The organism is Ottowia oryzae (genome assembly GCF_003008535.1).
Lineage (GTDB): Bacteria > Pseudomonadota > Gammaproteobacteria > Burkholderiales > Burkholderiaceae_C > Ottowia > Ottowia oryzae.
Window position 1 is genome coordinate 2033410 of record NZ_CP027666.1, and the last position, 24926, is coordinate 2058335.

The 24926-nt window shown below is 64.7% G+C and carries 22 protein-coding genes, 1 tRNA gene and 1 pseudogene; 16 read left to right on the forward strand and 8 right to left on the reverse strand.

Features of this window, described 5'->3' with window-relative positions:
* The first annotated feature begins 114 nt into the window (after window positions 1–114).
* Window positions 115–1503: an ATP-binding protein gene (locus C6570_RS09460; protein ID WP_245896148.1), complete on the forward strand. Its 1389-nt coding sequence runs from the start codon at window positions 115–117 to the stop codon at window positions 1501–1503.
* A 104-nt stretch (window positions 1504–1607) separates the two neighbouring features.
* Here the strand turns inward: C6570_RS09460 and C6570_RS09465 are convergent.
* Window positions 1608–2494: pseudogene (locus C6570_RS09465) on the reverse strand (LysR family transcriptional regulator).
* A gap of 404 nt (window positions 2495–2898) precedes the next feature.
* Here C6570_RS09465 and C6570_RS09470 point away from each other — a divergent pair.
* Window positions 2899–4455 (forward strand): DegQ family serine endoprotease, encoded by a 1557-nt coding sequence (locus tag C6570_RS09470; RefSeq protein WP_106702980.1) that lies wholly within the window; start codon window positions 2899–2901, stop codon window positions 4453–4455.
* A gap of 259 nt (window positions 4456–4714) precedes the next feature.
* On the opposite strand, the gene C6570_RS09475 is transcribed toward C6570_RS09470, so the two are convergent.
* The 6 genes from C6570_RS09475 to cyoA all read right to left on the reverse strand — a co-directional run bounded on the left by C6570_RS09475 (window position 4715) and on the right by cyoA (window position 10118).
* The gene (locus tag C6570_RS09475; protein ID WP_245896149.1) at window positions 4715–4960 is read right to left on the reverse strand and encodes a hypothetical protein; all 246 of its coding nucleotides are present in this window, start codon (window positions 4958–4960) and stop codon (window positions 4715–4717) included.
* Window positions 4961–5130: 170 nt separating this feature from the next.
* The gene (locus tag C6570_RS09480; protein WP_106702981.1) at window positions 5131–5907 is read right to left on the reverse strand and encodes an SURF1 family protein; all 777 of its coding nucleotides are present in this window, start codon (window positions 5905–5907) and stop codon (window positions 5131–5133) included.
* 3 nt (window positions 5908–5910) lie between these two features.
* A complete protein-coding gene (gene cyoD, locus C6570_RS09485; protein ID WP_106702982.1) occupies window positions 5911–6339 on the reverse strand; it encodes a cytochrome o ubiquinol oxidase subunit IV in 429 nt (142 codons plus the stop codon).
* Window positions 6340–6996: a cytochrome o ubiquinol oxidase subunit III gene (gene cyoC / locus C6570_RS09490; RefSeq protein ID WP_106702983.1), complete on the reverse strand. Its 657-nt coding sequence runs from the start codon at window positions 6994–6996 to the stop codon at window positions 6340–6342.
* On the reverse strand, window positions 6989–8929 hold the full coding sequence (gene cyoB, locus C6570_RS09495) for a cytochrome o ubiquinol oxidase subunit I (RefSeq protein ID WP_245896461.1): 1941 nt from the start codon (window positions 8927–8929) through the stop codon (window positions 6989–6991). Before cyoB ends, cyoC begins: the two co-directional genes overlap by 8 nt.
* A 127-nt stretch (window positions 8930–9056) precedes the next feature.
* Window positions 9057–10118, reverse strand: coding sequence for a ubiquinol oxidase subunit II (cyoA, locus tag C6570_RS09500; RefSeq protein WP_106702985.1), 1062 nt, complete (start codon window positions 10116–10118; stop codon window positions 9057–9059).
* A 198-nt stretch (window positions 10119–10316) separates the two neighbouring features.
* Between cyoA and C6570_RS09505 the strand changes: the two genes are divergently transcribed.
* A complete protein-coding gene (locus tag C6570_RS09505) occupies window positions 10317–11657 on the forward strand; it encodes an MFS transporter (RefSeq protein ID WP_106702986.1) in 1341 nt (446 codons plus the stop codon).
* A gap of 213 nt (window positions 11658–11870) precedes the next feature.
* The gene (locus tag C6570_RS09510) at window positions 11871–13055 is read left to right on the forward strand and encodes a pyridoxal phosphate-dependent aminotransferase (RefSeq protein WP_106704621.1); all 1185 of its coding nucleotides are present in this window, start codon (window positions 11871–11873) and stop codon (window positions 13053–13055) included.
* Window positions 13056–13361: 306 nt separating this feature from the next.
* Here C6570_RS09510 and C6570_RS09515 read toward each other — a convergent pair whose 3' ends face one another.
* The gene (locus tag C6570_RS09515; RefSeq protein ID WP_164675521.1) at window positions 13362–14111 is read right to left on the reverse strand and encodes a YbhB/YbcL family Raf kinase inhibitor-like protein; all 750 of its coding nucleotides are present in this window, start codon (window positions 14109–14111) and stop codon (window positions 13362–13364) included.
* Between the two features lie 699 nt (window positions 14112–14810).
* Here C6570_RS09515 and rpsO point away from each other — a divergent pair.
* The 12 genes from rpsO to nuoF all read left to right on the forward strand — a co-directional run bounded on the left by rpsO (window position 14811) and on the right by nuoF (window position 24913).
* A complete protein-coding gene (gene rpsO, locus C6570_RS09520; RefSeq protein ID WP_106702988.1) occupies window positions 14811–15077 on the forward strand; it encodes a 30S ribosomal protein S15 in 267 nt (88 codons plus the stop codon).
* A 217-nt stretch (window positions 15078–15294) separates the two neighbouring features.
* Window positions 15295–17640: a polyribonucleotide nucleotidyltransferase gene (pnp, locus tag C6570_RS09525; protein ID WP_106702989.1), complete on the forward strand. Its 2346-nt coding sequence runs from the start codon at window positions 15295–15297 to the stop codon at window positions 17638–17640.
* A 62-nt stretch (window positions 17641–17702) separates the two neighbouring features.
* Window positions 17703–18722, forward strand: coding sequence for an NAD(P)H-quinone oxidoreductase (locus C6570_RS09530; RefSeq protein ID WP_106702990.1), 1020 nt, complete (start codon window positions 17703–17705; stop codon window positions 18720–18722).
* Window positions 18719–19492 carry a triose-phosphate isomerase gene (gene tpiA, locus C6570_RS09535; RefSeq protein WP_106702991.1) on the forward strand — a complete coding sequence of 258 codons (774 nt, stop codon included), beginning with the start codon at window positions 18719–18721 and terminating at the stop codon, window positions 19490–19492. The genes C6570_RS09530 and tpiA overlap by 4 nt, the downstream gene beginning before the upstream one ends.
* 39 nt (window positions 19493–19531) lie before the next feature.
* A complete protein-coding gene (secG, locus tag C6570_RS09540) occupies window positions 19532–19981 on the forward strand; it encodes a preprotein translocase subunit SecG (RefSeq protein ID WP_106702992.1) in 450 nt (149 codons plus the stop codon).
* 150 nt (window positions 19982–20131) lie between these two features.
* A tRNA-Leu gene (locus C6570_RS09545) sits at window positions 20132–20216 on the forward strand.
* Window positions 20217–20272: 56 nt separating this feature from the next.
* Entirely contained in the window at window positions 20273–20632 is a 360-nt protein-coding gene (locus tag C6570_RS09550; protein WP_106702993.1) for an NADH-quinone oxidoreductase subunit A, read from the forward strand.
* Between the two features lie 36 nt (window positions 20633–20668).
* Window positions 20669–21148: a NuoB/complex I 20 kDa subunit family protein gene (locus C6570_RS09555; RefSeq protein ID WP_106702994.1), complete on the forward strand. Its 480-nt coding sequence runs from the start codon at window positions 20669–20671 to the stop codon at window positions 21146–21148.
* A 2-nt stretch (window positions 21149–21150) separates the two neighbouring features.
* Window positions 21151–21759, forward strand: coding sequence for an NADH-quinone oxidoreductase subunit C (locus C6570_RS09560; protein WP_106704622.1), 609 nt, complete (start codon window positions 21151–21153; stop codon window positions 21757–21759).
* Window positions 21760–21789: 30 nt separating this feature from the next.
* Window positions 21790–23043 (forward strand): NADH-quinone oxidoreductase subunit D, encoded by a 1254-nt coding sequence (locus C6570_RS09565; RefSeq protein WP_106702995.1) that lies wholly within the window; start codon window positions 21790–21792, stop codon window positions 23041–23043.
* Window positions 23040–23564, forward strand: coding sequence for an NADH-quinone oxidoreductase subunit NuoE (gene nuoE, locus C6570_RS09570; protein ID WP_106702996.1), 525 nt, complete (start codon window positions 23040–23042; stop codon window positions 23562–23564). The genes C6570_RS09565 and nuoE overlap by 4 nt, the downstream gene beginning before the upstream one ends.
* The gene (gene nuoF, locus C6570_RS09575) at window positions 23561–24913 is read left to right on the forward strand and encodes an NADH-quinone oxidoreductase subunit NuoF (RefSeq protein ID WP_106702997.1); all 1353 of its coding nucleotides are present in this window, start codon (window positions 23561–23563) and stop codon (window positions 24911–24913) included. Before nuoE ends, nuoF begins: the two co-directional genes overlap by 4 nt.
* Window positions 24914–24926 lie beyond the last annotated feature (13 nt).

The following is a 24926-nucleotide window of genomic DNA, read 5'->3' on the forward strand; positions in this document are numbered from 1 at the left end:
AACCGCAGCGCCAGGCCATCCTGGCGCCTTGGCGGATCAGGCCGCCGCGCAGCAAGATCGCCCGGCAGCGCCTGGCCAAGCTGGCGGCGGTGAAGCCGACCACCCCAAGCACCGATGAATACTATGAATACGATAGCTGCCAGCGCTGGAGCAGCGGGCGCTGAAGGCCAATTTGGCTTGCAAAAGACAGGCCCCTCCCTTCGAGGCAGGCTGATCCGTTCTCTGCTGGCCGCCGTGGCGGTGATCGCCGTGCTGCAGGCGCTGGTCACCTGGCGCACCGCGCTGGCCGAGACCGAATCCGTCTTTGACGCGCAGATGGAGCGCATAGCCCTGTCGCTGACTGGCGGTATGGCGGCCAGCGTGCTGGGCGACGATGCGCTGAACAGCAAGGAGCGCGGCGCGCGCGACTTGATCATCCAGATCTGGCGCGCCGACGGCGTGATGCTGTACCGCTCGCCCAGCGAGCAGCTGCTGCCGCCGCAAACGGTGATCGGCTTTTCCAACGTCCGCGCCAGCAGCGCCGACTTTCGCGTGTACGCGCTGCGCACCAGCACCCAGGTGATCCAGGTCGCGCAAGACACGGCCATGCGCCGCCAGATTGCCGGCCAGCTGGCGCTGCGGGCCGTGCTGCCCATCGCGCTGCTGGCGCCGCTGCTGATGTTGATCGTCTGGGGCGTCGTGGCGCGGGCGCTGGGCCCCCTGAACCGCGTGCGCAAGCAGCTGGCCGATCGCCGCCCGGGCGATATTTCGCCCATCGCCACCGACGGCGTGCCGCTGGAAGTGCGCCCGCTGATCGACGAGCTGAATGCGCTGCTGGCGCGCCTGGCCCGCGCGTGGGACACGCTCACCCATTTCACCGCCGATGCGGCCCATGAGCTGCGCACGCCGCTGGCCGCGTTGCGCCTGCAGGTGCAAAGCCTGCAGCGCGCCCCCGACGTGGCCACGCGCGACGTGGCGGCCGAGCGCCTGCTGACGGGCATCGACCGCGCCACGCGGCTGGTCGAGCAACTGCTGGCGCTGGCCCGGCAAGACGGCGCCGCGCAGGTAGACCTGACCGAGCTGGATCTGGCCGCGCTGGCCCAAAGCGCCGTGCAGGACGCCGCGCCCAGCGCCGCCGCACGCGGCGTTCAGCTGGCACTGATCGCCCCCGCGCCCGTGCCGCTGCAGGGCCAGGCGGGCGCGCTGGCCGTGTTGCTGCGCAACCTGCTCGACAACGCCATCCGCCATACGCCGCCGGGCGGGGTGGTGCAGGTGCAGGCCCTGACGGGCGAAAACGCCGCGCCCGACCGCGCCGTGCTGACGGTGGAAGACGCCGGCCCGGGCGTGCCGCCCGAAGAGCGCCAGCGCGTGCTGGACCGCTTTTACCGCGCGCCTGGCGCGTTGGGCCACGGCAGCGGCCTGGGGCTGGCCATCGTCAAGTCGGTGGCCGACCAGCACGGCGCTGCCCTGCGCCTGGATGAATCGCCCACGCTCGGCGGCCTGCGTGTGACGCTGGCCTGGTAGGCAGGCGCCGCTGAAGGCGTGCGTGGCACTCGCAGGGTGCCCCCATCTGCAACGGCGCTTGCGCGGCTGGCCCGCGCAACCCACGTGAGAGCCCAGGCGCCGTGCTAGGACTTGAACTGCTCGATCACCTCCAGCACCGCCATGACAGCCAGATCGCTTGCCGCCGCCTGGCGGCTGGCCACGGCCATCGGCCGCATCAGCGCGGGCTTCATGGGGCGAATGCACACGCCTTGCGCATCCGCCAGATCGGCCACCTCTTCGCAGGGCAGGATGGCCGCGGCTTGCGCGGCGGCGGCTAGGCTTTTGAGGGCGCCGGGATAGCTCAAGGCCAGGTAGGGCCGGGGGCTGAGGCCGGCCTGACCGAACCACCCGGCGATCAGCCCATGCATCTGCGTGGCCGGCGTGAAGCTGGCCCAGCGCCTTTGCGCCAGCCATTCGGGCGTGATGGCGGCCGGCGGCGCCCACGCGGCGGGCAGCAGCACGACCATGGCGTCCTGCCGCCAGGGCTGCAGCCGCACCTCGGGCGTGGCCGGTTGCGGGCTGGCGACGATGGCGATGTCCAGCGTGCCCGCCTTCAGGCGGCGCATGGCTTCGGCCGAGCCCACGGCCTCCAGCCGCAGCTCGATGTCGGGGTTTGCGCATGGAGCCGCTGCAGCATCAGCGGCAGCAGCTGCGTGCTCACGCCCGCCGACACGGCCACCCGCACCATGCCCGCCCGGCCAGTCGCACGGCGGCGCACTCGGTCCACCAGATCATCGCCAGCGGCCAGCAGCTTGCGCCCGTCCTGCACCAGCACGGCGCCGGCAGGCGTCAGCTCTGCCAAGCGTCTGCCGCGGATGACCAGCGGCGTGTCCAGCCAGCTTTCCAGCTCCTTCACGTGCAGGCTGACGGTGGGCGGCGCCAGGTGCAGCGCCTGCGCAGCGGCAGCGAAGGTGCCCAGATCTGCAATGGCGATCAGGGTGCGCAGTTGATCCAGGTTCAGTTCACGCATCAGCAATGATGAACTGAACGCTCAGTAAATTCAACTTTACGTAACCCCGAGCGGGCGAGAGCATCGCCCCATGCCACTGCCCGATGCTCAACCCGCCAACGATCGCCCCAGCCCAACCGAGCGCGCGCTGAACGCGTCCGCAACGCCCACGAGCGCCCCGGCGACTGCGGCAGATACGCCGCCCACGCGCCGTTGGATGCACGCGCTGCACGATCTGCTTCAGCGCGCCGAAGCCCGCATTACAGCGAACTTCAGGGTGCCACCCGGAGGGGGTTAGGCCCACTCCAGCCCAGCCTCAGCCCAGGCGCATGGCTGCAACAGCCCAGCCTAAGTTTCCCCTAATTGTCGTGCCGCACATTCGCACCATCCCGCCACAACGGCGGCCATGACACAAGGATCGGGAAATGAACACCATGGAACTGAAATCGAAAAAACTCGTGGCTGCATTGCTCGCCGCAGGGGTATTGGGCGGCGTGGGCGCCACGGCGGTGGACCGCCTGCAAAGCCAGGCGCATGCGCAGGCGGCGCCAGCGGTGGTGCAGGCCGCCACCGCGCCCGCTGGTGCCAATGTGGCGCCGGCGATGGGGCTGCCCAACTTCAGCGCCATTGCCGCCAAGTACGGCCCGGCGGTGGTCAACATCAGTGTCAGCGGTACGCGCAAGGTGTCGATGAACGGCGACGATGACGACGGGGACGACAGCGACAGCGCGCCCGCCGCTGCCCAGCGCGGCGCCGGGCCCGACGCGCAGCTGCAGGAGTTCATGCGCCAGTTTGGCTTTCCGCCCGGCATGCTGGGGCAGATGCCCGGCCGTGGGCGAGGCCCCGCTCAAGAGCAGCCGATGCACGGCCAGGGCTCTGGCTTCATCGTCAGCCCGGATGGCCTGATTCTGACCAACGCCCACGTGGTGCGCGGCGCTCAGGAGGTGACGGTGAAGCTGACCGACCGGCGCGAATTCAAGGCCAAGGTGCTGGGCCGCGACGACAAGACCGACGTGGCCGTGATCAAGATCAACGCCACCGGCCTGCCCACCTTGCCGCTGGGCAGCAGCCAGGCGCTGATGCCCGGCGAATGGGTGATGGCCATCGGCTCGCCTTTTGGCTTTGAGAACAGCGTGACCGCAGGCGTGGTCAGCGCCAAGGGCCGTTCGCTGCCCGACGACAGCGCCGTGCCCTTCATCCAGACCGACGTGCCCGTCAACCCCGGCAACTCGGGCGGCCCGCTGCTGAACGCGCGCGGCGAGGTGGTGGGCATCAATTCGCAGATCTATAGCCGCTCGGGCGGTTACCAGGGCCTGTCTTTTGCGATTCCCATCGAGCTGGCCACGCACGTGCAGCAGCAGCTGGTGGCCACCGGCAAGGTGGACCACGCCCGCCTGGGCGTAACGGTGCAAGACGTGAACCAGGCGTTTGCCGATTCCTTCAAGCTGCCTAGGCCCGAGGGCGCCTTGGTGGCCAACGTGGAAGCCGGTGGCCCGGCCGCCAGCGCCGGGTTGAAGGCCGGCGACGTCATCACCAAGGTGGATGGGCAACCGGTGGTGGCCTCGGGCGACCTGCCGGCGGCCATTGGCCTGGCCAAGCCGGGCGACCGCGTCAAGCTGGAAGTGTGGCGCCAGGGCAAGGCCGAGCAGCTGACGGCCGAGCTGGGCGGCGCCAAAGGCAAAGCCGCCACGGTGGCCAAGAACGACGCCGCGCCGCAGGGCCGCCTAGGCCTGGCGCTGCGCCCGCTGCAGCCGGACGAAAAGCGCGAAGCCAAGGTGGATGGCGGGCTGGTGGTCGAGCAGGCCAGCGGTGCCGCCGCCCGCGCCGGTGTGCAGCCGGGCGACGTGGTGGTGGCGGTGAACGGCCAGCCCGTGAAGGACATCGAGCAGGTGCGCGGCATCGTCGCCAAGGCCGACAAATCGGTCGCGCTGCTGGTGCAACGCGACGGGCAGCAGCTCTTCGTGCCGGTGAACGTGGGCTGACCGCCGTCAGTGCAGCTGCCGCAACGGTTCCTCCAAGGCCTTACCGATCTCTAAGGCCTTCCTCAGAAAGCCGGTGGCCCGCGTGGTCATCGGCTTCTTTTTGAGTCAAATCGGCCTGTGGCGCCCTGTGTTACGGCGCTGGCAGCTATCAAAAATGTAGTTTTACGGCGGAGTTGCTGTGGTCAGGCAGCTGACACCCAAGGCGGTGCTAGGGCGAGGGCAAGGCGGCGCAGGTCTCGCCGCACCCGGCACCGCGCCATCAGCGCGTATAGCCCAGGCAGGCGCCCGCATTGGGCCGGCCTTGGCATTCGCGCCGCAGCCGCGCTTCTTCGGATTTTTCGCGCTGCGCTGCGGTCTGGCCGTTGGCGTACGTGCTGGTGGGCGCGGGCTTCAACTTGGCGCCCTTCGCCCTGTGAGCGCCCTTGGCTTGGGCGGACAGCGACAGGCTCAGGCAGATGCCGATGGCGGCGATGGCCATGGTGGTGTGGCGCAGGGCGGTCTTCATGAGGTTTTCTCCCTTTCTGGTCAGAAGCGTGGCGGCCGAAGTTGGCGCACCGTGCCGCCCATTACAGAAGGGGCCGCTGTCGGCGTCAAGCCGAATGGACGGCTCGGTTGGGCAGGTTTCGTGAAGAAAGCTGGCTGGCGCGCTTGTTCGGGTGGTGCCGCCGGGCCTTATCAGCCCGGCGCATCCGTGCCCGCAAGGTGCGCGGCCTTCTCGTGGCGCCGAACCAGCACGGCCGCCACAGCCGTCAGCGCGGCCAGGGCCAGCCACGTCAACACGTAGACGAGGTGGCTGTTGTGAAAGCGGATCACCGTCAGGCCCGGCCGCGGCCACGCGGGGCTGTTGGCCGCGTCGCGCGGGGCGCCGGGCAAGCCGGCATCAATGAAGAAGGGCGAGGCGTTGGTCAGCTTCTGCGCCTGCGCCATGGCGACCACGTCGCGCGAATACCAGCGCCCGGTGGCTGGATCGTTGTGGCGCAGAAAGCCGCCGTCGGGCTCGTTCGCGCGCCAGAGGCCTTGCACTTGCAGGGGCGCGTTGTCTGCAGGCCGGGCGCCGCTGGGCAGCCAAGTCGCGCGCTGGTCTTCAGGCACGAAGCCCCGGTTGATCCACACACGGCTGCCGTCCGCCTGCTGCAGGGGCGTCATCACCCAGAAGCCTGCGCCCAGTTCGGTGACGGCCTGGCTCAAGATCGTATGCTGGGGTAGCCATGTGCCCCTGACCGCGACGGGCTGGTATTCGGCCTGAGCGGCGGTCAAGTCGGGCCAGCTTGCTGGCGGGGAGAGCGGTTGGGGTTGGCCGTGGGCACGTTGCTCGACCCGCTCGATCAAGGCCAGCTTCCAGCTGCGGCGCTGAACCTGCCAGGCGGCCAGGCTGAGAAAAACGACAAAAAGCGTTGCCAGCAGCGCCCAAACCGCCGCGCGGCGCAGGGCCGGGCTGCCTGCTGCGTGCATGCGTCAGCGCGCGGGCTGCGCTGCCTGGTTGTTGGGCTCGTTGGACAACTCGGGCGGGTTGGGCGTGGTGTGCTGCGGCATCATGTGCGCGTTCATGTTGTACATGACCCAGAGCGTGCCCACGATGGCGATGCCGAGGAAGATGACCGTGAAGATGGTCGACAGCATCGTCCAGCCGCCCTGCAGGCGCCCGTTCATGTGCAGGAAGTACACCATGTGCACCAGCATCTGCACCAAGGCGAAAGCGCCCAGCACCAGGATGCCGGTGCTGCGGTCGGTGATGACCTTGGCCATGATCAGCCAGAAGGGGATGGCGGTCAGCACCACGGACAGGCCGAAGCCGATCAGGTATTCGCGCAGCGAGCTGTGCGGGCCGGCGTCTGCGGCGTGCCCGTGCCCGTCGTGGTGATGTTCAGCGTGTGACGCGCTCATTTACAGCACCCCCATCAGGTACACAAACGTGAAGACGCCGATCCAGATCAGGTCCAGAAAGTGCCAGAACATCGACAGGCACATCAGGCGCCGCTGGTTCTCGGCAATCAGGCCGTGCTTGGCGATCTGGGTCATCATGACCACCAGCCAGATCAGGCCAAACGTCACGTGCAGGCCGTGCGTGCCCACCAGCGTGAAGAAGGCCGACAGGAACGCACTGCGCCCAGGGCCGGCGCCTTCGTGGATCAGGTGGTTGAACTCGTAGAGCTCCAAGCCAAGGAAGCACAGACCAAACAAGCCGGTAACGGCCAGCCAGAACAGGGTGCCCTTCACGTCGTTCAGCTGCTTGCGCAGCATCGCGAAGCCGAAGGTCAGCGAAGACAGCAGCAGGAAGGCGGTGTTCAGGGCAACCAGCGGCAGATCGAACAGCTCGGCACCCGTAGGGCCCGCCGCATAGCTGCGGCCCAGCACGCCGTAGGTGGCGAACAGCGCTGCGAAGATGAGGCAATCGCTCATCAGATACAGCCAGAAGCCCAGGGCCGTGCCGTTCTCGGGATGGGGCTCGTGCTCGAGGTGGTACGCGCGCGGGACTGACCCGGCGGCGTGCGCTGCGCTAGGGATGGGCGTGGCGGCCGCGTGGGCGCTCAATTCAGACATGGCTGGCCTGCAGCTGTTGGGTGCGCAGGCTCTCCGTCTGGGCGACCTGCGTGGCGGGAATGTAGAAATCTCGCCGGTAGTTGAAGGTATGCACGATGGCAATCACGATCACCGCAGCGAACGACGCTGCGGCAAGCAGCCACATGTGCCAGATCAGTGCAAAGCCAAGCACCGTGGACACGCCCGCGATGACGATGCCTGCAGCGGTGTTGGCTGGCATGTGGATGGGCTGGAAGCCGCCCAGGGGCCGCTGATAGCCATGCTTTTTCATGTCCCACCAGGCATCGATTTCATGCACGACGGGCGTGAAGGCAAAGTTGTAGTCGGGCGGCGGCGACGAGGTGGCCCATTCCAGTGTGCGGCCATCCCAAGGGTCGCCGCTCAGGTCGCGCAATTGCGCGCGCTTGCGGAAGCTGACCACCAGTTGGATCAGGAAGCATGCAATGCCCAGGGCGATCAGCAGGGCACCGCCCGCCGCCACCACAAACCAAGGCTGCAGCGAACCGTCTTCCAGGTGATTGACGCGCCGCGTGACGCCCATCAGGCCCAGCACGTACAGCGGCATGAAGGCGAGGTAGAAGCCCACCACCCACAGCCAGAACGAGCGCAGGCCCCAGGTGCGGTCGAGCTTGTAGCCGAAAGCCTTGGGGTACCAGTAGTTGATGCCGGCGAACACGCCGAACACGACGCCACCAATGATCACGTTGTGGAAGTGCGCGATCAGGAACAGGCTATTGTGCAGCACGAAGTCGGCAGGTGGCACCGCCAGCAGCACGCCCGTCATGCCGCCGATGGCAAAGGTCACCATGAAGGCCACGGTCCACAGCATGGGCAGCTCAAAGCGGATGCGGCCCTTGTACATCGTGAACAGCCAGTTGAAGATCTTCGCGCCCGTGGGGATCGAGATGATCATCGTCGTGATGCCGAAGAAGGCATTCACACTGGCGCCTGAGCCCATCGTGAAGAAGTGGTGCAGCCACACGATGTACGACAGGATGGTGATACACACCGTGGCGTAGACCATCGAGGTGTAGCCGAACAAACGCTTGCCGCAGAAGGTGGCCACCACTTCAGAGAAGATGCCGAAGCAGGGCAGGATCAGGATGTACACCTCGGGGTGGCCCCAGATCCAGATCAGGTTGACATACAACATGGCGTTGCCGCCGAAGTCGTTGCTGAAGAAGTGCGTGCCGAGGTAGCGGTCCATCGACATCAGCACCAGGGCAGCCGTCAGAACCGGGAACGAAGCCACGATCAGGGCGTTGGTGCACAGCGACGTCCACACGAAGACCGGCATCTTCATCAGGCTCATGCCTGGGGCGCGCATCTTGATGATGGTCACGATCAGGTTGATGCCTGAAAGCGTGGTACCCACCCCCGCAAGCTGCAGCGCCCAGATGTAGTAGTCCAGCCCGACCCCGGGGTTCTGCGCACCCAGGTTGGACAGCGCCAGCCAGCCCGATGTCGAAAACTCACCGACGAACAGCGACATCATCACCAGCACGGCGCCGGAAGTCGTCATCCAGAAGCTGAAGTTGTTCAGGAAGGGGAACGCCACGTCGCGCGCGCCCAGCTGCAGCGGCACCACGTAGTTCATGAACCCGGTGACGAAGGGCATCGCCACGAAGAAGATCATGATCACGCCGTGGGCGGTGAAGATCTGGTCGTAGTGGTGCGGCGGCAGGTAGCCCATGTTCTCGCCAAAGGCGACCGCCTGCTGAGCACGCATCATGATGGCGTCGGAAAAGCCGCGCAGCAGCATCACCACGCCCAACACCATGTACATGATGCCGATCTTCTTGTGGTCGATGCTGCAGAACCAGTCTTTCCACAGAGGGCCCCACAGGCGGAATTTGGACAGCAGCGCCAGCACGGCAATGCCGCCCAGCACCACGCCGATGAACGTCCACAGCAGGATCGGCTCATGCGTCATGGGAATCGAATCCCATGTGAGGCGACCCAGGGCCCAGTGTCCGTCGATGGTTGCGGCAGTGGTCATGGTGTAAAAACTTGAAGCAGTGGCCCGCAGGCGATCAGCGGCCTGCTCGAGACGGTGAGGTTCAGGGCCGGTAACGGGTAGACAGGAACACGCCCTTGTCCAGCGCAGCCACGGTGGACACGGACTCTTGCACGGTGCAGACGTCCGCCTGCTGGCTCAGCCCCTTGGCCACCGCGTTGGCGCGGCCGCCGTTGGCATCGATGGCCATCATGTGGTGCATGCACATCTTGCCGTCTTCCACGCAGCGGTTGAGGATGCGGTCGTACAGGTCCGGCTCGACGGCGGCGAAGTACTGCACCGGGTCACGTTCGCTGGGGGTAACCAGCTTCATGTAGCCGGCGCGGTCGAGTGTTTTGCCGCCGGCCTTGGCTCTGGCAACCCACTGGGCGAATTCGTCGTCGCCGAGGCCGTGAAATTTGAACGTCATGCCCGAGAAGCCCGAGCCGCTGTAGTGCGAGGCCATGCCGTGGTACACGCCCGGCTGGTTGATCACCGCGTTCAGCTCGGTCTGCATGGAAGGCATGGAATAAATCATGCCGGCCAGATCAGGCACGTAGAACGCGTTCATCGTGTTCGATGCCGTCAGCAGGAAGCGGATGGGGCGATTGACGGGCGCGGCCAGCTCGTTCACCGTGGCGACGCCCTGGTCGGGGTAGATGAACAGCCACTTCCAGTCGAGCGCGACGACGCGCACTTCCAGCGGCTTGACGTCTTCCAGCCCCTGGGTGGCAGAGATGCGTTCCAGCGGCCGGTAAGGGTCGAGCTTGTGCGTACCGATCCAGGTCATGGCGCCCAGCGCGATGACGATCATCAACGGCACTGTCCAGATGACCAGCTCAAGCTGGGTGGAATGGTGCCAGTCGGGTTCGTAGTCGGAGTCGGCGGCGGCCGGGTTGCTGTGGCGGTACTTCCAGGCAAACCAAAGCGTAAGGGCGATCACCGGCACGATGATGATCAGCATCAGCAGCGTGGCGTGCATCACCATCTGCCCTTCTCGCGATGCCACGTCCCCCATCGGATTGAGGACGACGAATTGACTACAGCCCGTCAGCGCAACCAGCCCGGTTGCCGATATCAGCCCAGTCAGTGGGCGCCAGTGTGAGGCAGGTCGGGTAAACAGCATGATCGAATTGGTCGGTAGTCCCGGGAGGGACACCGAGGGGGGCAGAGGTTACCAAAATAAGCAATCCCTACCGCGAAATACGGGTAACGGTGAAGGCCATTGCGGCGATGGGCGTGTTTTGATGTACTGTTTTGACCCCGTGCGCTTTCGTGATGACTGCGCTGTGCCCGGCGTCACGCACGCCCCTGGAGAGAGTAGATGAGCAGTCACGCCGCCGCCGCCCAACACCCCCGCGGCTTTCCCGAGTTGGAAAGCGCGCTTTCCCGCGCGGACACCCACGAAGAAGTCAGCTCCGGCGACATTGCCGTTGGCGTGATCATCGGGCGTTCGTCCGAATACTTCGATTTCTTCGTATTCGGCATCGCCTGCGTGCTGGTTTTTCCGGCGCTGCTCTTCCCGTTTCTTCCTCCGCTGCAAGGCACCCTGGCGGCGTTTGGCTTGCTCGCGGCGGCTTTCATCACCCGCCCCATTGGCACTGCGCTGGGCATGGCCGTTCAGCGGCGCTGGGGCCGTGGTACAAAACTGACGCTGGCGCTGTTCGTATTGGGCAGTTGCACAGTGGGCATGGCTTTCATGCCGGCCTATGCGACGGCGGGCAAGCTGGCGATCGTGACCATGCTGGCGCTGCGTCTGGGCCAGGGTCTGGCGCTCGGCGGTGCGTGGGATGGTTTGCCGTCGCTGCTGGCGATGTCGGCCTCACCAGGGCGCCGCGGCTGGTACGCGATGATCGGCCAGTTGGGCGCGCCGCTGGGCTTCATCACCGCAGCCGGGCTGTTCGCCTACCTGCATTCGCAGCTGACCACCGACGATTTCCTGAGCTGGGGCTGGCGCTACCCATTCTTCGTGGCCTTTGCGGCCAACGTGGTGGCGCTGTTCGCACGGCTGCGTCTGGTGGTCGGCCAAGACTACACGCGCCTGATGGACGAGAGCGAATTGCAGCCCGTGCCCGTCACCGAAGTGCTGCGCCACGAGGGTGGACACGTATTCCTGGGCGCCTTCGCCGCGCTGGCCAGTTTTGCGCTGTTCCACCTGGTCACGGTGTTTCCGCTTTCCTGGATCACGCTGAATGCCCAGCAGTCGATCAACGAGGTGCTGATCGTGCAGATCTTTGGCGCCATCCTGGCGTGCGTGGCGGTGATCGTCTCGGGCTGGTTGGCCGACCGGGTGGGGCGCCGCACGCTGCTGGGCTCCATGGCGGTGCTGATCGGCGTGTTCAGCCTGGCGGCGCCGTGGCTGTTGAGTGGCGCCGACGGGGGCAACACGCTCTTTCTGTTGATCGGTTTCGTCCTGCTCGGCCTGTCGTACGGCCAAGCTTCTGGTACGGTGACTTCCAACTTTTCTGCGCTTTACCGCTACACAGGGGCTGCGTTGTCGACCGATCTGGCCTGGCTGATCGGCGCGGCGTTTGCCCCGTTGGTGGCGTTGGCCCTGTCAGCACGCTTTGGCGTGGTGGCCGTATCGGCCTACCTCTTGTCGGGCGTGATCTGCACGCTGTTGGCGCTGCGCATCAACCGGCGCATTGAGCAGCAGGGCAGCTAATACCAAAGCCGTGCGCGGCGGGCTGGCAGCGGCAGTTCGCGCGCCAGTTCTGATGAGGGCGCCCGCCCACTTCTCCGCTTCTATAGAAAATGGCCTCCAGCGCACAATGGACGGGCGCTGGCAGCTATTGAATATGTAGCGTTTGACTTTCCATTCTCTGCCCGCGTGTGCCCTTGCCGCGCTTTCGCGGGCCAGTTGTCAGAGATCCGCTTCATGCGTCAAACCGTTCTCAACCTCGAAGAGTCCAAGATCCGGGAAGTGGCCAACGCAGGCATGGGTCGCGCGGATGTGCTGCCCTTCTGGTTCGGCGAGAGCGACGAAGCGACGCCCGACGCGGTGCGCGACGCGGCCATCGCATCGCTGCAATCGGGCGAGACCTTTTACAGCCATAACCTGGGTCTGCCGGCGCTGCGCGATGCCGTGGCCGCCTACAGCACCGGCCTGCACGGGCCGTACGGGCATGCCGTTTCGGCCGACCGCATCGCCATCACCTCGGGTGGCGTGAACGCCTTGATCGTCGCCATGCAGGCGTTGGTCGACGCCGGCGATGAGGTGGTGGCCGTCACGCCCGTCTGGCCCAACTTGACCGCGCAGCCGCTGATCATGGGGGCGCGCCTGCGCTGCGTGCCGCTGCAACCCGACGCACAGGGGGCCTGGCAGCTGGACTTGCCTGCGCTGCTGGCCGCCATCACGCCGGCCACACGCTTGCTGATCATCAATTCGCCCAACAACCCCACCGGCTGGACACTGACGCACCAAGAGCAGGCGGCCATCCTGGCGCACTGCCGCGCCACGGGCACGTGGATCCTCGCGGACGAGGTGTATGAGCGCCTGTACTACCGCGACGACACGCCCACCCGCGCGGCGCCCAGCTTTTTGGACGTCGCCCAGCCGCATGACCGGCTGGTGGTCGCGCAGAGCTTCTCGAAAGCCTTCCTCATGACCGGCTGGCGCCTGGGCTACCTGATTCTTCCGCCCGAGATGACGCTGCACGTCGGCAAGCTGATCGAGTTCAACACGTCCTGCGCGCCGGTGTTCGCGCAGCGCGGCGCACTGGCAGCCCTGGCGCAGGCCGAAACCATCACGCCGCACATCGTCGGCCACCTGCGCGCCTGCCGCGACACGCTCGTGCCCTTGCTGCAGGCCGTGCCGGGTGTGGAGACCAGCGCGGCACCCGGTGGCATGTACGCCTTCTTTCGCGTGGCGGGCTTTGCCGATTCGCTACAACTGGCCAAGCGCCTGGTGGCCGAGGCCGGCCTGGGCCTCGCGCCCGGCGCCGCGTTTGCGCCCGAGGCCGAAGGCTGGTTACGCTGGTGCTTCGCGTCCAAAGACATGGGGCGCCTGGAGCAGGGCGTGCAGCGCTTGCGTGATTGGCTTTCGGCGCCATCGGGGCGTTGAAGGAGGTCAATCGCCGGGTGCTGGGCTGGATCAGCGGCTTGGCGCCAATGGCTGTTAGCCGGCCAAAAATTCAACGGCCGTTTGCCGTAGGTGGTGCGAAAGCAAAGTTCTGGTCGAATCGGCGTCTTGCGCAAGCTGCTCCTGCGCTGCGTGCTATCGAATGTGAAGCTGATTGGTCTTGTCTAGGATCAGCGTGCCACTGGAGCCTGCGTGTCATCCAGGCGTCTCAATGGCTGCATTTCGCCAAGACCGGGATCAAAAAAAGCCGGCATTCGCCGGCTTTTCCTTTCCAGTAAGCAGCCTCGTTCAGGGGTAGGTACCCGAGATGGTGGACTGCGCCAGGATGTACTGGCCGTATTTGGCTTCAAAGCTGGCGCGGGTGTATTGCGGCACCGGGCTGCCGGGTTCGACCGGAGCGAGGCCGCCCAGGGCGTACACCGTGATCTTGTAGGTGTGCGCGGGGCCGGCTGGTGGATTTGGCCCTTGGTAACCCGTCGCACCGTTGTACGCCTTACCCAGTACGACACCGTTCAACAGCGTCAGATTTTCATCTGCTGCGATGCTGGTTTTTCCGGGCGGCAGGTTGAACACACCCCAATGAACACAGGCGCTCGCGCCAGTGCCGCAACCCTCATCGTCCATGATGATGGCGAATTGCTTCGTGCCAGTGGGTTTGTTGGTGATCGTGAGCGGAGGCGACTGGTTGCTCTCGCCTTGTCGACCACCGTAGGCAATCGGAATCTGGCCGCCGTTCGCAAAAGCGGACGATGTCAGCGCGATCGCCGGGCCTGTCACGGTCACCGTCATTTCGGACGTTCCGTTCAGGCCTCTTCCATCGCGCACTTCCAGCTGGATCTTGTAGGTGCCGATGACATCGGGCTTGAACGTAGGCTTTTGGTCGTAAGGACTGGTGATGGTTGCCGTACTGCCAGTGGGCTTGGCGCTGACCGTCCAGATGTAGGTCATCGGATCGTTGTCGGGTTCGGTAGAGGCCGAGCCGTCCAGTTGAACCGGCACCCCGTCGGTCGTGCTTTGATTCGCGCCGGCATTGGCCACGGGCGCATGGTTCGTGCTCGGTGCCGGCGTGGGCGATGGTGATGGCGAGGGTGCCGGCGGCGGCGGTGGCGGTGTGGGGGTTGGCGCAGGCGCTGGCGCAGGGGGTGTCATCGGCGTGGGCTCCGTTCCTGGCGCAGGCGTGGGCCACGGAGGTGGCGCGGTGCCCGGTGCAGGCGCGGGGGCGGGCGTCGACGGATTGCCCGGTGGGTTCAGTGGATACGGGCCCTCGTCAGAGCCGCCGCAGGCTACCAGGGCCATCAGCGAACTGAGCAAGGCCAATTTAGTTAGATCGCGCATACGCCTCCTTGTGACGAAAATATTTTCTGCATCCAATGAAAATCATTGTTACGAGCAAAGTCTAGCAGCCTGGCTCAGCGCACCGGGGCCGCTTGTCCGGGATGTGGTGATCGACCAACGGCGGTCTTTGGCGAAGCTGCAATGCGCATCGGCGCCGCCTTGCACTGGGCGATTCGCGTTGCGCCGCTTAGTTATGCAGGAGTAGAGCGGCTCCATGGGGAGATCGCAGGCACTGCAAAACGCGTTGCGGATCAGCAGCCCTACCGATCAGGCCGAACCTGCTCAACCGGCTCGCGCTCGGCTGGCTATAATCACAAGGTTTTGCATCTCGCAAAGCGCACGTGGTGTGCAGTTCCGGCGCGCCACGCAAGTCAAATCATTTGGAACGTAGGACGATTCGTCATGATCTCTCTAGAGAAAAAAGCCGCCGTAGTTAAAGACAACGCACGTGCGGCCAACGACACTGGCAGCCCTGAAGTGCAAGTGGCACTTCTGACGGCCCGCATCAACGAGCTGACGCCTCACTTCAAAGAGCACGCCAAGGATCACCACGGCCGCCGTGGCCTGCTGCGCATGGTTAGCCGCCGTCGCAAGCTGCTCGACTACCTCAAGGCCAAGGATGCTGACCGCTACCTGGCCCTGATCGCCAAGCTGGGTCTGCGCAAGTAAACCCCATGGCACGACAAAGCGCCTGATCCCCCAGCGGGTTCAGGCGTTTTTGTCTTTTTTCTCGGGAGTTGCCTGATTTCAGAGCGAAGCTGTGTCATTCCAACAGTCCCGCGCGCGGCGCACGCTCGGGGCTTCTGGAATGGCATCGTGTTCTGAGTCAAAACGGCCTCCACCCGGCGCCCATCGTGCGGCGCCAGCTACTCAAATAGGAGCAAACATGAGCCTGTTCAATAAAGTATCCAAGTCCTTCCAATGGGGCGACAAGACCGTTGTGATGGAAACCGGCGAAATCGCTCGCCAGGCCACCGGCGCCGTGCTGGTCGACATCGACGGTACCGTGGTGTTGGCCACCGTGGCCGCCAGCAAAAAGGCCAAGCCTGGCCAGGATTTCTTTCCGCTGACGGTCGACTACATCGAGAAAACGTACGCCGCTGGCAAGATTCCCGGCAGCTTCTTCAAGCGCGAAGCGAAGCCCAGCGAACTCGAAACGCTGACCAGCCGCCTGATCGACCGCCCGATTCGCCCGCTGTTTCCCGAAGGCTTCCTGAACGAAGTGCACGTGGTCATTCACACGCTGTCGCTCAACCCCGAGGTGGATGCCGACATCGCCGCCATGATCGGCGTGAGCGCCGCGCTGTCGATCAGCGGTATTCCGTTCAACGGCCCCATCGGCGCGGCCCGCGTCGGCTACGTCAACGGCGAATACGTGCTGAACCCCGGCCCCAGCGCCCGCAAGAACAGCCAGCTGGACCTGGTGGTTGCCGGCACCGAAGCCGCCGTGCTGATGGTCGAATCCGAGGCCTACCAGCTGACCGAAGACGTCATGTTGGGCGCTGTGGTGTTCGGCCACGAGCAGGGCAAGATCGCGATCAACGCCATTCACGAATTGGTGCGCGAAGCCGGCAAGCCCTTGTGGGCCGACGACGGCACCTGGGCGCCCGAAGCCAAGGATGAGCCCTTCATTGAAAAAGTGGGCGCCATCGCTGAGCCGAAGCTGCGCGAGGCCTATCAAATTCGTAGCAAGCAAGCCCGTACGCAAGCGCTGCGCGAGGCATCGTCTGCCATCAAGGCTGCGCTGACCGAGCAAGGTGTCGAGTTCGACAGTGCCAAGCTGGATGGCCTGCTGTTTGACATCGAAGCGCGCATTGTGCGCAGCCAGATCCTGTCGGGCGAGCCGCGCATCGACGGCCGCGATACCCGCACCGTGCGCCCTATCGAAATTCGCAACAGCGTGCTGCCGCGCACCCACGGCTCGGCGCTGTTCACGCGCGGTGAGACGCAGGCTCTGGTGGTCACCACCCTGGGCACCGAGCGCGATGCGCAGCGCATCGACGCGCTGGCCGGCGAGTTTGAAGACCACTTCCTGTTCCACTACAACATGCCCCCCTTCGCCACCGGCGAAGCAGGCCGCATGGGCACGACCAAGCGCCGCGAAGTCGGCCACGGCCGCCTGGCCAAGCGCGCGCTGATCCCGCTGCTGCCGGATCGCGCCGAGTTCCCCTACACCATCCGCGTGGTGTCGGAGATCACTGAGTCGAACGGCTCTTCGTCGATGGCTTCGGTGTGCGGCGGCTGCCTGTCGCTGATGGACGCTGGCGTGCCCATGAAGGCGCACGTGGCCGGTATCGCCATGGGCCTGATCAAGGAAGACAACCGCTTTGCCGTGCTGACCGACATCCTGGGCGATGAAGATCACCTGGGCGACATGGACTTCAAGGTGGCCGGTACCACCAACGGCATCACCGCCCTGCAGATGGACATCAAGATCCAGGGCATCACCAAAGAGATCATGCAGGTTGCCCTGGCGCAGGCCAAGGAAGCGCGCATGCACATCCTGGGCAAGATGCAAGAAGCGATGGGCGAGGCCAAGGCCGAGATCAGCAGCTACGCGCCTAAGCTTTACACGATGAAGATCAACCCCGAGAAGATCCGCGACGTGATCGGCAAGGGCGGCGCCACCATCCGCATGCTGACGGAAGAAACCGGCACCACGATCGACATTGGCGAAGACGGCACCATCACCATCGCCAGCAACGACGCCGCCAAGGCCGACGACGCCAAGCGCCGCATCGAGCAGATCACGGCCGAGGCCGAGATCGGCAAGGTCTACGAAGGCCCGATCACCAAGCTGCTGGAGTTTGGTGCGCTGGTCAACATCCTGCCTGGCAAAGACGGTCTGCTGCACATCAGCCAGATCGCGCACGAGCGCGTCGAAAAAGTCAGCGACTACCTGCAAGAAGGCCAGGTCGTGAAAGTCAAAGTGCTTGAGACCGACGAAAAGGGCCGTATCAAGCTGTCGATGAAAGCGCTGCTGGATCGCCCGGCGCGCGAAGAGGGTGAAGACCGCGCCCCGCGCGAGCCGCGTGAATACCGCGAGCCGCGTGGCGACCGAGGTGACCGCGCCCCGCGTGGTGACCGTGGCCCGCGTGAAGACCGTGGCGATCGTCCTCCCCGTGCTGAGCGCGAGCCGCGCAGCGACGTGGCCGATGGCGCTGCGCTTGCTCCTGCGGTGCGTGCCGACGAAGGCCAGTCGCAGCAACAGCAACAACAGCAGCAACAATAAGGGCGCTTTGTTTTTGATAGCTGCCGGCGCAGGTGCCACCAGCGCTGGCGGCCGATTTGACTATGAAGTGTATTGAGATCCGTGAGTACGGCGGCCCCGAGGTGCTGGTGCTGGCCGAGCGGCCCGTGCCGGTCCCCGGCGCGGGCGAGTTGCTGATTCGCGTCAGCGCTTCGGGCGTGAATCGCCCGGACGTGCTGCAGCGAACCGGTCACTACCCGGTGCCGCCCGGTGCATCCGACCTGCCTGGCCTTGAAGTGGCGGGCGTCATCGAATCGGGTGACGCGCAAGCCATGGCTCAGGCAGGCTTCGCCGTGGGCGACCGCGTGTGCGCCCTGGTTGCGGGCGGTGGTTACGCCCAGTATTGCGTGGCTCCTGTTGCGCAGTGCCTGCCCGTGCCAGCCGGCTGGAGCGATGTGGAAGCAGCCTCGCTGCCCGAGACCTTCTTCACGGTGTGGAGCAACGTTTTCGACCGCGGGCGTTTGCAAGCGGGCGAAACGCTGCTGGTGCATGGCGGCACGAGTGGTATCGGCGTCACGGCCATCCAGCTGGCCAAGGCGGCTGGGGCCACGGTGATCGTCACGGCAGGCAGCGACGAGAAGTGCGCCGCGTGCCTGAAGCTGGGCGCCGACCACGCCATCAACTACCGGACTGCCGACTTTGTCGAGCAGGCCATGCAGCTGACGGGCGGGCAGGGCGTGAACGTCATCCTCGACATGGTCGCGGGCGACTACATCCGCCGTGATGTGGAATGCCTGGCTGAAGATGGCCGTGTGGTCATCATCGCCGTGCAAGGGGGCGTCAAGTCCGACTTCAACGCCGGCTTGGTGTTGCGCAGGCGCCTCACCATCACGGGTTCCACGCTGCGGGCGCGGTCGGTCGCGTTCAAGGGCGCGATTGCGCAGGCGCTGAAGCTCAAGGTCTGGCCTTGGCTGGAAAGCCGGCGCGTGCAGCCGGTCATCCACAGCGTGTTTCCGGCCGATGAGGCGGGCGACGGTTTGCCCAGCGGCGCGGCGCGTGCGCACGCACTGATGCAAAGCGGCGACCACGTCGGCAAGATCGTTCTGACCTGGAGAGCAGCATGACCCGCAAACAATTGATCGCTGGCAACTGGAAGATGAACGGCTCGCTGGCGGCCAACCAGCAGTTGCTGGACGAAGTGTTGGCGGGCATGCAAACCGCTGCGCCGCGCTGCGACGTGGCCGTGTGCGTGCCGGCGCCGTATCTGGCGCAGGTACAGGCCTACCAGGATCGCAGCCGAGATGCTTCCGGCCGCGCGCGGCTGGATCTGGGCGCGCAAGACGTTTCAATGCACGAAGCCGGTGCCTACACCGGTGAGGTATCGGCCAACATGCTGCGCGACTTTGGCGTGCGCTACGCCATCGCTGGCCACAGCGAGCGCCGCCAGTACCAGGGCGAGACCGACGTGCACGTGGCGTTGAAGGTCAAGCGGGCGCTGGCTGCCGGCATTACCCCCATCGTTTGCGTGGGCGAAACCCTGCGCGAGCGCGAGGAGGGCATGACGGAATTCATCGTCAAGCGCCAGCTGTCGGCGGTGATTCACCTGAACGGCCACTGCATCAGCGAGATCGTTGTCGCGTACGAGCCTGTCTGGGCCATCGGCACTGGCAAGACCGCCACACCGGCAGAAGCGCAGGCGGTGCACGCGGTGCTCCGTGCGCAGCTCAAGGCGGCGACCGAGCATGGCGAGCGGATCCCGATCCTGTACGGCGGCAGCATGAATGCGGCCAACGCGGCCGAACTGCTCGCGCAGCCCGATATTGACGGCGGCCTGATTGGCGGTGCCTCGCTGAAGGCGCCTGATTTTCTGAAGATTATTGCCTCTGCCGCTTGATGCTGCTGCGTGGCCTGCTATTGAATTTGGAGTGATTGAATGAACATTGTCCTTAACCTGGTGTTGGTCGTGCAGATCCTGTCGGCGCTGGCCATGATCGGCCTGATCCTGATGCAGCACGGCAAGGGTGCCGACATGGGTGCAGCCTTCGGCAGCGGCGCTTCCGGTAGTTTGTTCGGCGCCTCGGGTAGCGCCAACTTTTTGTCGCGCGCGACCGCAGTGCTTGCCAGCGTTTTTCTGGCATGTACGCTGGCGCTGGCCTATTTCGGCTTCAGCGTGCGCACGGCGCCTGCGTCGGGCGGCAGCAGCGTGTTCGACCGTCCTGCGGTGACTGCGCCGGCCACCCCAGCCTCTGGCGCGGCGTCGGCAGCGGGCGCTGGCGCTGCAGCTGGCATCCCGACGGGTGCGGTTCCTGCGGCCAGCGGCGCAGCGTCGTCGACGGTACCAGCAGCGTCGCGCACGGGCGCCGCACAGATCCCGACCAACTGAGCCCGGCTGAGCCGTGGCTTACAACCCTGAAAAACCATGCTGCGGGCTCTGTAACCGGGCGTTTTCAGGGTAAACTCCTAGTTGCTGCTAAGCCCTGTGTGATCGCCGTATTGACGATCGACAAAAACAGGGCGGTTGGTTGACACGATTGCCGTCGTGGTGAAATTGGTAGACACGCTATCTTGAGGGGGTAGTGGCGAAAGCTGTGCGAGTTCGAGTCTCGCCGACGGCACCAAGCACAAGTTGCGGTCACGCCTTGCCGGGCGGGCCGCAAACGACACAGAGCCTACGATGAATCTCACCGAATACGTTCCTGTCCTCCTGTTTCTTCTGGTTGGATTGGCGGTCGGGGCGCTGTGTTTGGCAATGGGCTCTTTTTTGACGCCCCACAAGGCCGACCCCGCCAAAAACTCACCCTACGAGTGCGGCTTTGAGGCCTTTGAAGATGCGCGCATGAAGTTCGACGTGCGCTACTACCTCGTCGCTATCCTCTTCATTCTTTTCGATCTCGAAATCGCCTTCCTCTTCCCCTGGGCGGTGTCGTTGCGCGAAGTGGGTATGACCGGCTTTGTTGCCGTTTTGATCTTCCTCGGCATCCTGCTTGTCGGCTTCGTCTACGAGTGGAAAAAAGGCGCCCTGGATTGGGAGTAACGCAGCGCCGCGCGTGTTGCTCAAGGAATTTCGCTCATGAATGAACAGCTTCAGCAAAAAGGCTTTCTGCTCACTGGCGTCGATGCGGCAGTGAACTGGGCCAAGACCGGGTCCTTGTGGCCGGTCACCTTCGGTCTGGCGTGCTGCGCGGTTGAGATGATGCATGCGGCTGCGGCGCGCTACGACATCGGTCGCTTCGGCTCCGAAGTGTTTCGCGCCAGCCCACGCCAGTCCGATCTGATGATCGTGGCCGGCACGCTGTGCAACAAGATGGCGCCGGCGCTTCGCAAGGTTTACGACCAGATGGCCGAGCCGCGCTGGGTGTTGTCGATGGGTTCTTGCGCCAACGGCGGTGGCTACTACCACTACAGCTACTCCGTTGTGCGTGGCTGTGACCGCATCGTTCCGGTGGATGTGTACGTCCCTGGCTGCCCGCCCACAGCGGAAGCGCTGCTGTACGGGATTATCCAGCTCCAGCAGAAGGTGCGCCGCACCAACACGATTGCGCGGGTATGACCATGGCTGATGTTGCAATTGCCCCAGAAGCCATTCGGGACACTATCGCCGCCGCGCTGGGCGCCAAGGCGCTGAACGTGGAAGTCGCCCTGGGTGAGGTGGTATTGACCGTATCCCCGAGCGATTACCACGCCGCCGCATTGATTCTGCGCGACGCGCCGGGCTGCCAGTTCGAGCAGATGATCGACCTGTGCGGACTGGATTTTTCTGCATACGGGGACGGGCGCTGGGAAGGGCCTCGCTTCGCTGCAGTGCTGCAGTTGCTGTCGGTCAGCTTGAATCAGCGCGTCCGTTTGCGCGTGTTCTGCGCCGATGACGAATTCCCGGTTCTGCCGACGGTGACGGATGTTTGGAACGGCGCCAACTGGTATGAGCGCGAGGCGTTCGACCTGTACGGCATCATGTTCGAAGGCCACGACGACCTGCGCCGCATCCTGACCGACTACGGTTTCATCGGCCACCCGTTCCGCAAGGACTTCCCGCTTTCCGGCCACGTCGAGATGCGCTATGACGCCGAACGCCAGCGCGTGGTCTACGAACCGGTGTCGATCGAGCCGCGCGAAGTCACGCCCCGCGTGATCCGCGAAGAAAACTACGGGGGCTTGCACTGATCCGCCCGCCGGCGCGTCGGTTTTCCAGACATGGCTGAGATCAAGAACTACACCCTCAACTTCGGGCCACAGCACCCGGCTGCGCACGGTGTGCTGCGCCTGGTTCTCGAGATGGATGGCGAGGTGCTTCAACGCGCCGACCCCCATATCGGCCTGCTGCACCGCGCTACCGAAAAGCTGGCCGAGCACAAGACCTACATCCAGTCGCTGCCTTACATGGACCGGCTGGATTACGTGTCGATGATGTGCAATGAGCACGCCTACTGCCTGGCCGTTGAGCGTCTGCTGGGCATCGAGGTGCCGATCCGAGCGCAGTACATCCGTGTGATGTTCTCCGAGATCACGCGCCTTTTGAACCACCTGATGTGGCTGGGTTCGCATGGCAACGACTGTGGCTCGTCCACCATCCTGATCTACACGTTCCGTGAGCGCGAAGATTTGTTCGACGTGTACGAGGCGGTGTCTGGCGCGCGCATGCACGCCGCGTATTTCCGCCCTGGTGGCGTTTACCGCGACCTCCCGGACGCGATGCCACAGTACCGGTACAGCAAGATCCGCAGCGCCAAGGCGCTGGACGAGCTGAACGGCAACCGCAAGGGTTCGCTGCTGGACTTCATTGAAGACTTCACCAAACGGTTCCCCCGCTTGGTGGATGAGTATGAGACCCTGCTCACCGACAACCGGATCTGGAAGCAAAGAACGGTGGGTATCGGCGTGCTGACGCCGGAGCGTGCTCTCAATTTGGGACTGACCGGGCCCATGTTGCGTGGCTCTGGCATTGCGTGGGACTTGCGCAAGAAGCAGCCCTACGAGGTCTATGACAAGATGGACTTCGACATCCCGGTCGGCAAGACGGGTGACAGCTACGACCGCTACCTGGTGCGGGTGCAGGAAATGCGGGAGTCGAACCGCATCATCCAGCAGTGCGTTACCTGGCTGCGTGCGAACCCGGGGCCTGTCATCGTGGAGAACCACAAGGTGGCGCCGCCTTCGCGCGAAGCGATGAAGAGCAACATGGAGGAGCTGATCCACCACTTCAAGCTCTTCACGGAGGGCATGCACGTTCCTGCGGGCGAGTCGTATGCCGCGGTCGAGCATCCCAAGGGCGAGTTCGGCATCTACATGGTGAGCGACGGCGCCAACAAGCCTTACCGCATGCGCATTCGCGCGCCGGGCTTTGCGCACTTGGCTGCATTGGATGAGCTGTCGCGTGGGCACATGCTGGCCGACGCTGTGGCCATCATTGGCACATTGGACATTGTGTTTGGAGAAATTGATCGATGAGCGCCAACGCCTCTACCACGGCCGCCGCGCCGCTGTCGGATGCGACGCGCGAGCGCTTTGCGCGCGAGGTCGCTAAGTACCCGGCCGACCAGAAGCAGTCGGCCGTGATGGCCTGTCTGTCGATCGTGCAGCAGGAGCAGGGCTGGGTCAGCCCTGAAAGCGAAGTTGCTATTGCGGCCTATCTGGATATGCCGCCGATCGCCGTGCACGAAGTCACGACGTTCTACAACATGTACAACCAGCAGCCGGTGGGGCGCTACAAGTTCGCTGTCTGTACGAACCTGCCGTGCCAGCTGCGGGGTGGACAGGCGGCGCTGGAGTATCTCGAGAACAAGCTCTCGATTCATGCGGGCGAAACCACGCCCGACGGCCGCTTCACACTGCAACAGTGCGAGTGTTTGGGCGCTTGCGCCGATGCGCCGGTGATGCTGGTCAACGACCGCACCATGTGCAGCTTCATGAGCGACGACAAGCTGCGTCAGCTGGTGGACGAGCTCAACCAGGCGGAGGGCGCCAAATGAACGCCTCGCAAGTGCTTTCGCAGTTTGCCGCCACCGGTGTGCAAACCTGCTTTCACGGGCGCCACATCAATCCACAGATCTACGCCGATCTGGACGGCACCAACTGGCATTTGAAGGACTACGAAGCGCGCGGCGGGTACCAAGCGCTGCGCAAGATTCTGGGTCAGGACGGGGGCGCCGGCTTGACGCAAGATCAAGTGATCGCCACGGTCAAGGAATCTGCGCTGCGCGGGCGTGGTGGTGCGGGCTTCCCCACGGGTTTGAAGTGGAGCTTCATGCCTCGCCAGTTCCCAGGGCAGAAGTACTTGGTCTGCAACTCGGATGAGGGCGAGCCCGGTACCTGCAAGGACCGCGATATCCTCATGTTCAACCCACACATCGTGATCGAAGGCATGGCCATTGCCGCCTACGCGATGGGCACGAGCGTGGGCTACAACTACATCCACGGCGAGATCTTCGAGGTGTACGAACGCTTCGAAGCCGCCTTGGAAGAAGCGCGTGCTGCGGGCTACCTGGGCAACGGCATCATGGGCAGCGGCTTCAATTTTCAGCTGCATGCGCACCATGGTTTTGGTGCCTATATTTGCGGCGAAGAAACCGGTCTGCTGGAATCGCTTGAAGGCAAAAAGGGCCAGCCGCGCTTCAAGCCGCCTTTCCCGGCCAGCTTTGGCCTGTACGGCAAGCCCACCACGATCAACAACACCGAGACCTTTGCCGCGGTGCCGTGGATCATTCGCAATGGCGGCCAAGCGTACCTCGAGTGTGGCAAGCCCAACAACGGCGGCACCAAGATCTACTCGATCAGTGGCGACGTCGAGCGTCCTGGGAACTACGAAATCCCGATGGGGACGCCGTTTTCCACTTTGCTCGAGCTGGCAGGTGGCGTGCGCAATGGGCGGCAGCTTAAGGCGGTGATCCCGGGTGGTTCGTCGTCGCCGGTGCTGCCTGCATCCATCATGATGGATTGCACGATGGACTACGACAGCATCGCCAAGGCCGGCTCCATGCTCGGCTCCGGCGCGGTGATCGTGCTGGACGACACGCGTTGCATGGTCAAGTCGTTGCTGCGCCTGTCCTACTTCTACATGCACGAATCCTGCGGACAGTGCACCCCTTGCCGAGAAGGCACGGGCTGGCTGTGGCGCTTGGTGGAACGTATTGAAAAAGGCGAGGGCCGTCCGAGCGACATGGAGTTGCTGGATTCCGTTGCCGGCAACATCATGGGGCGCACCATCTGCGCGCTGGGTGACGCGGCCGCCATGCCTGTGCGCGGCATGTTGAAGCATTTCCGACACGAGTTTGAACACCACATCGAGCACAAGCGCTGTGTGGTGCCGGCCTACGTCTGAGGCTGTCCGAAAG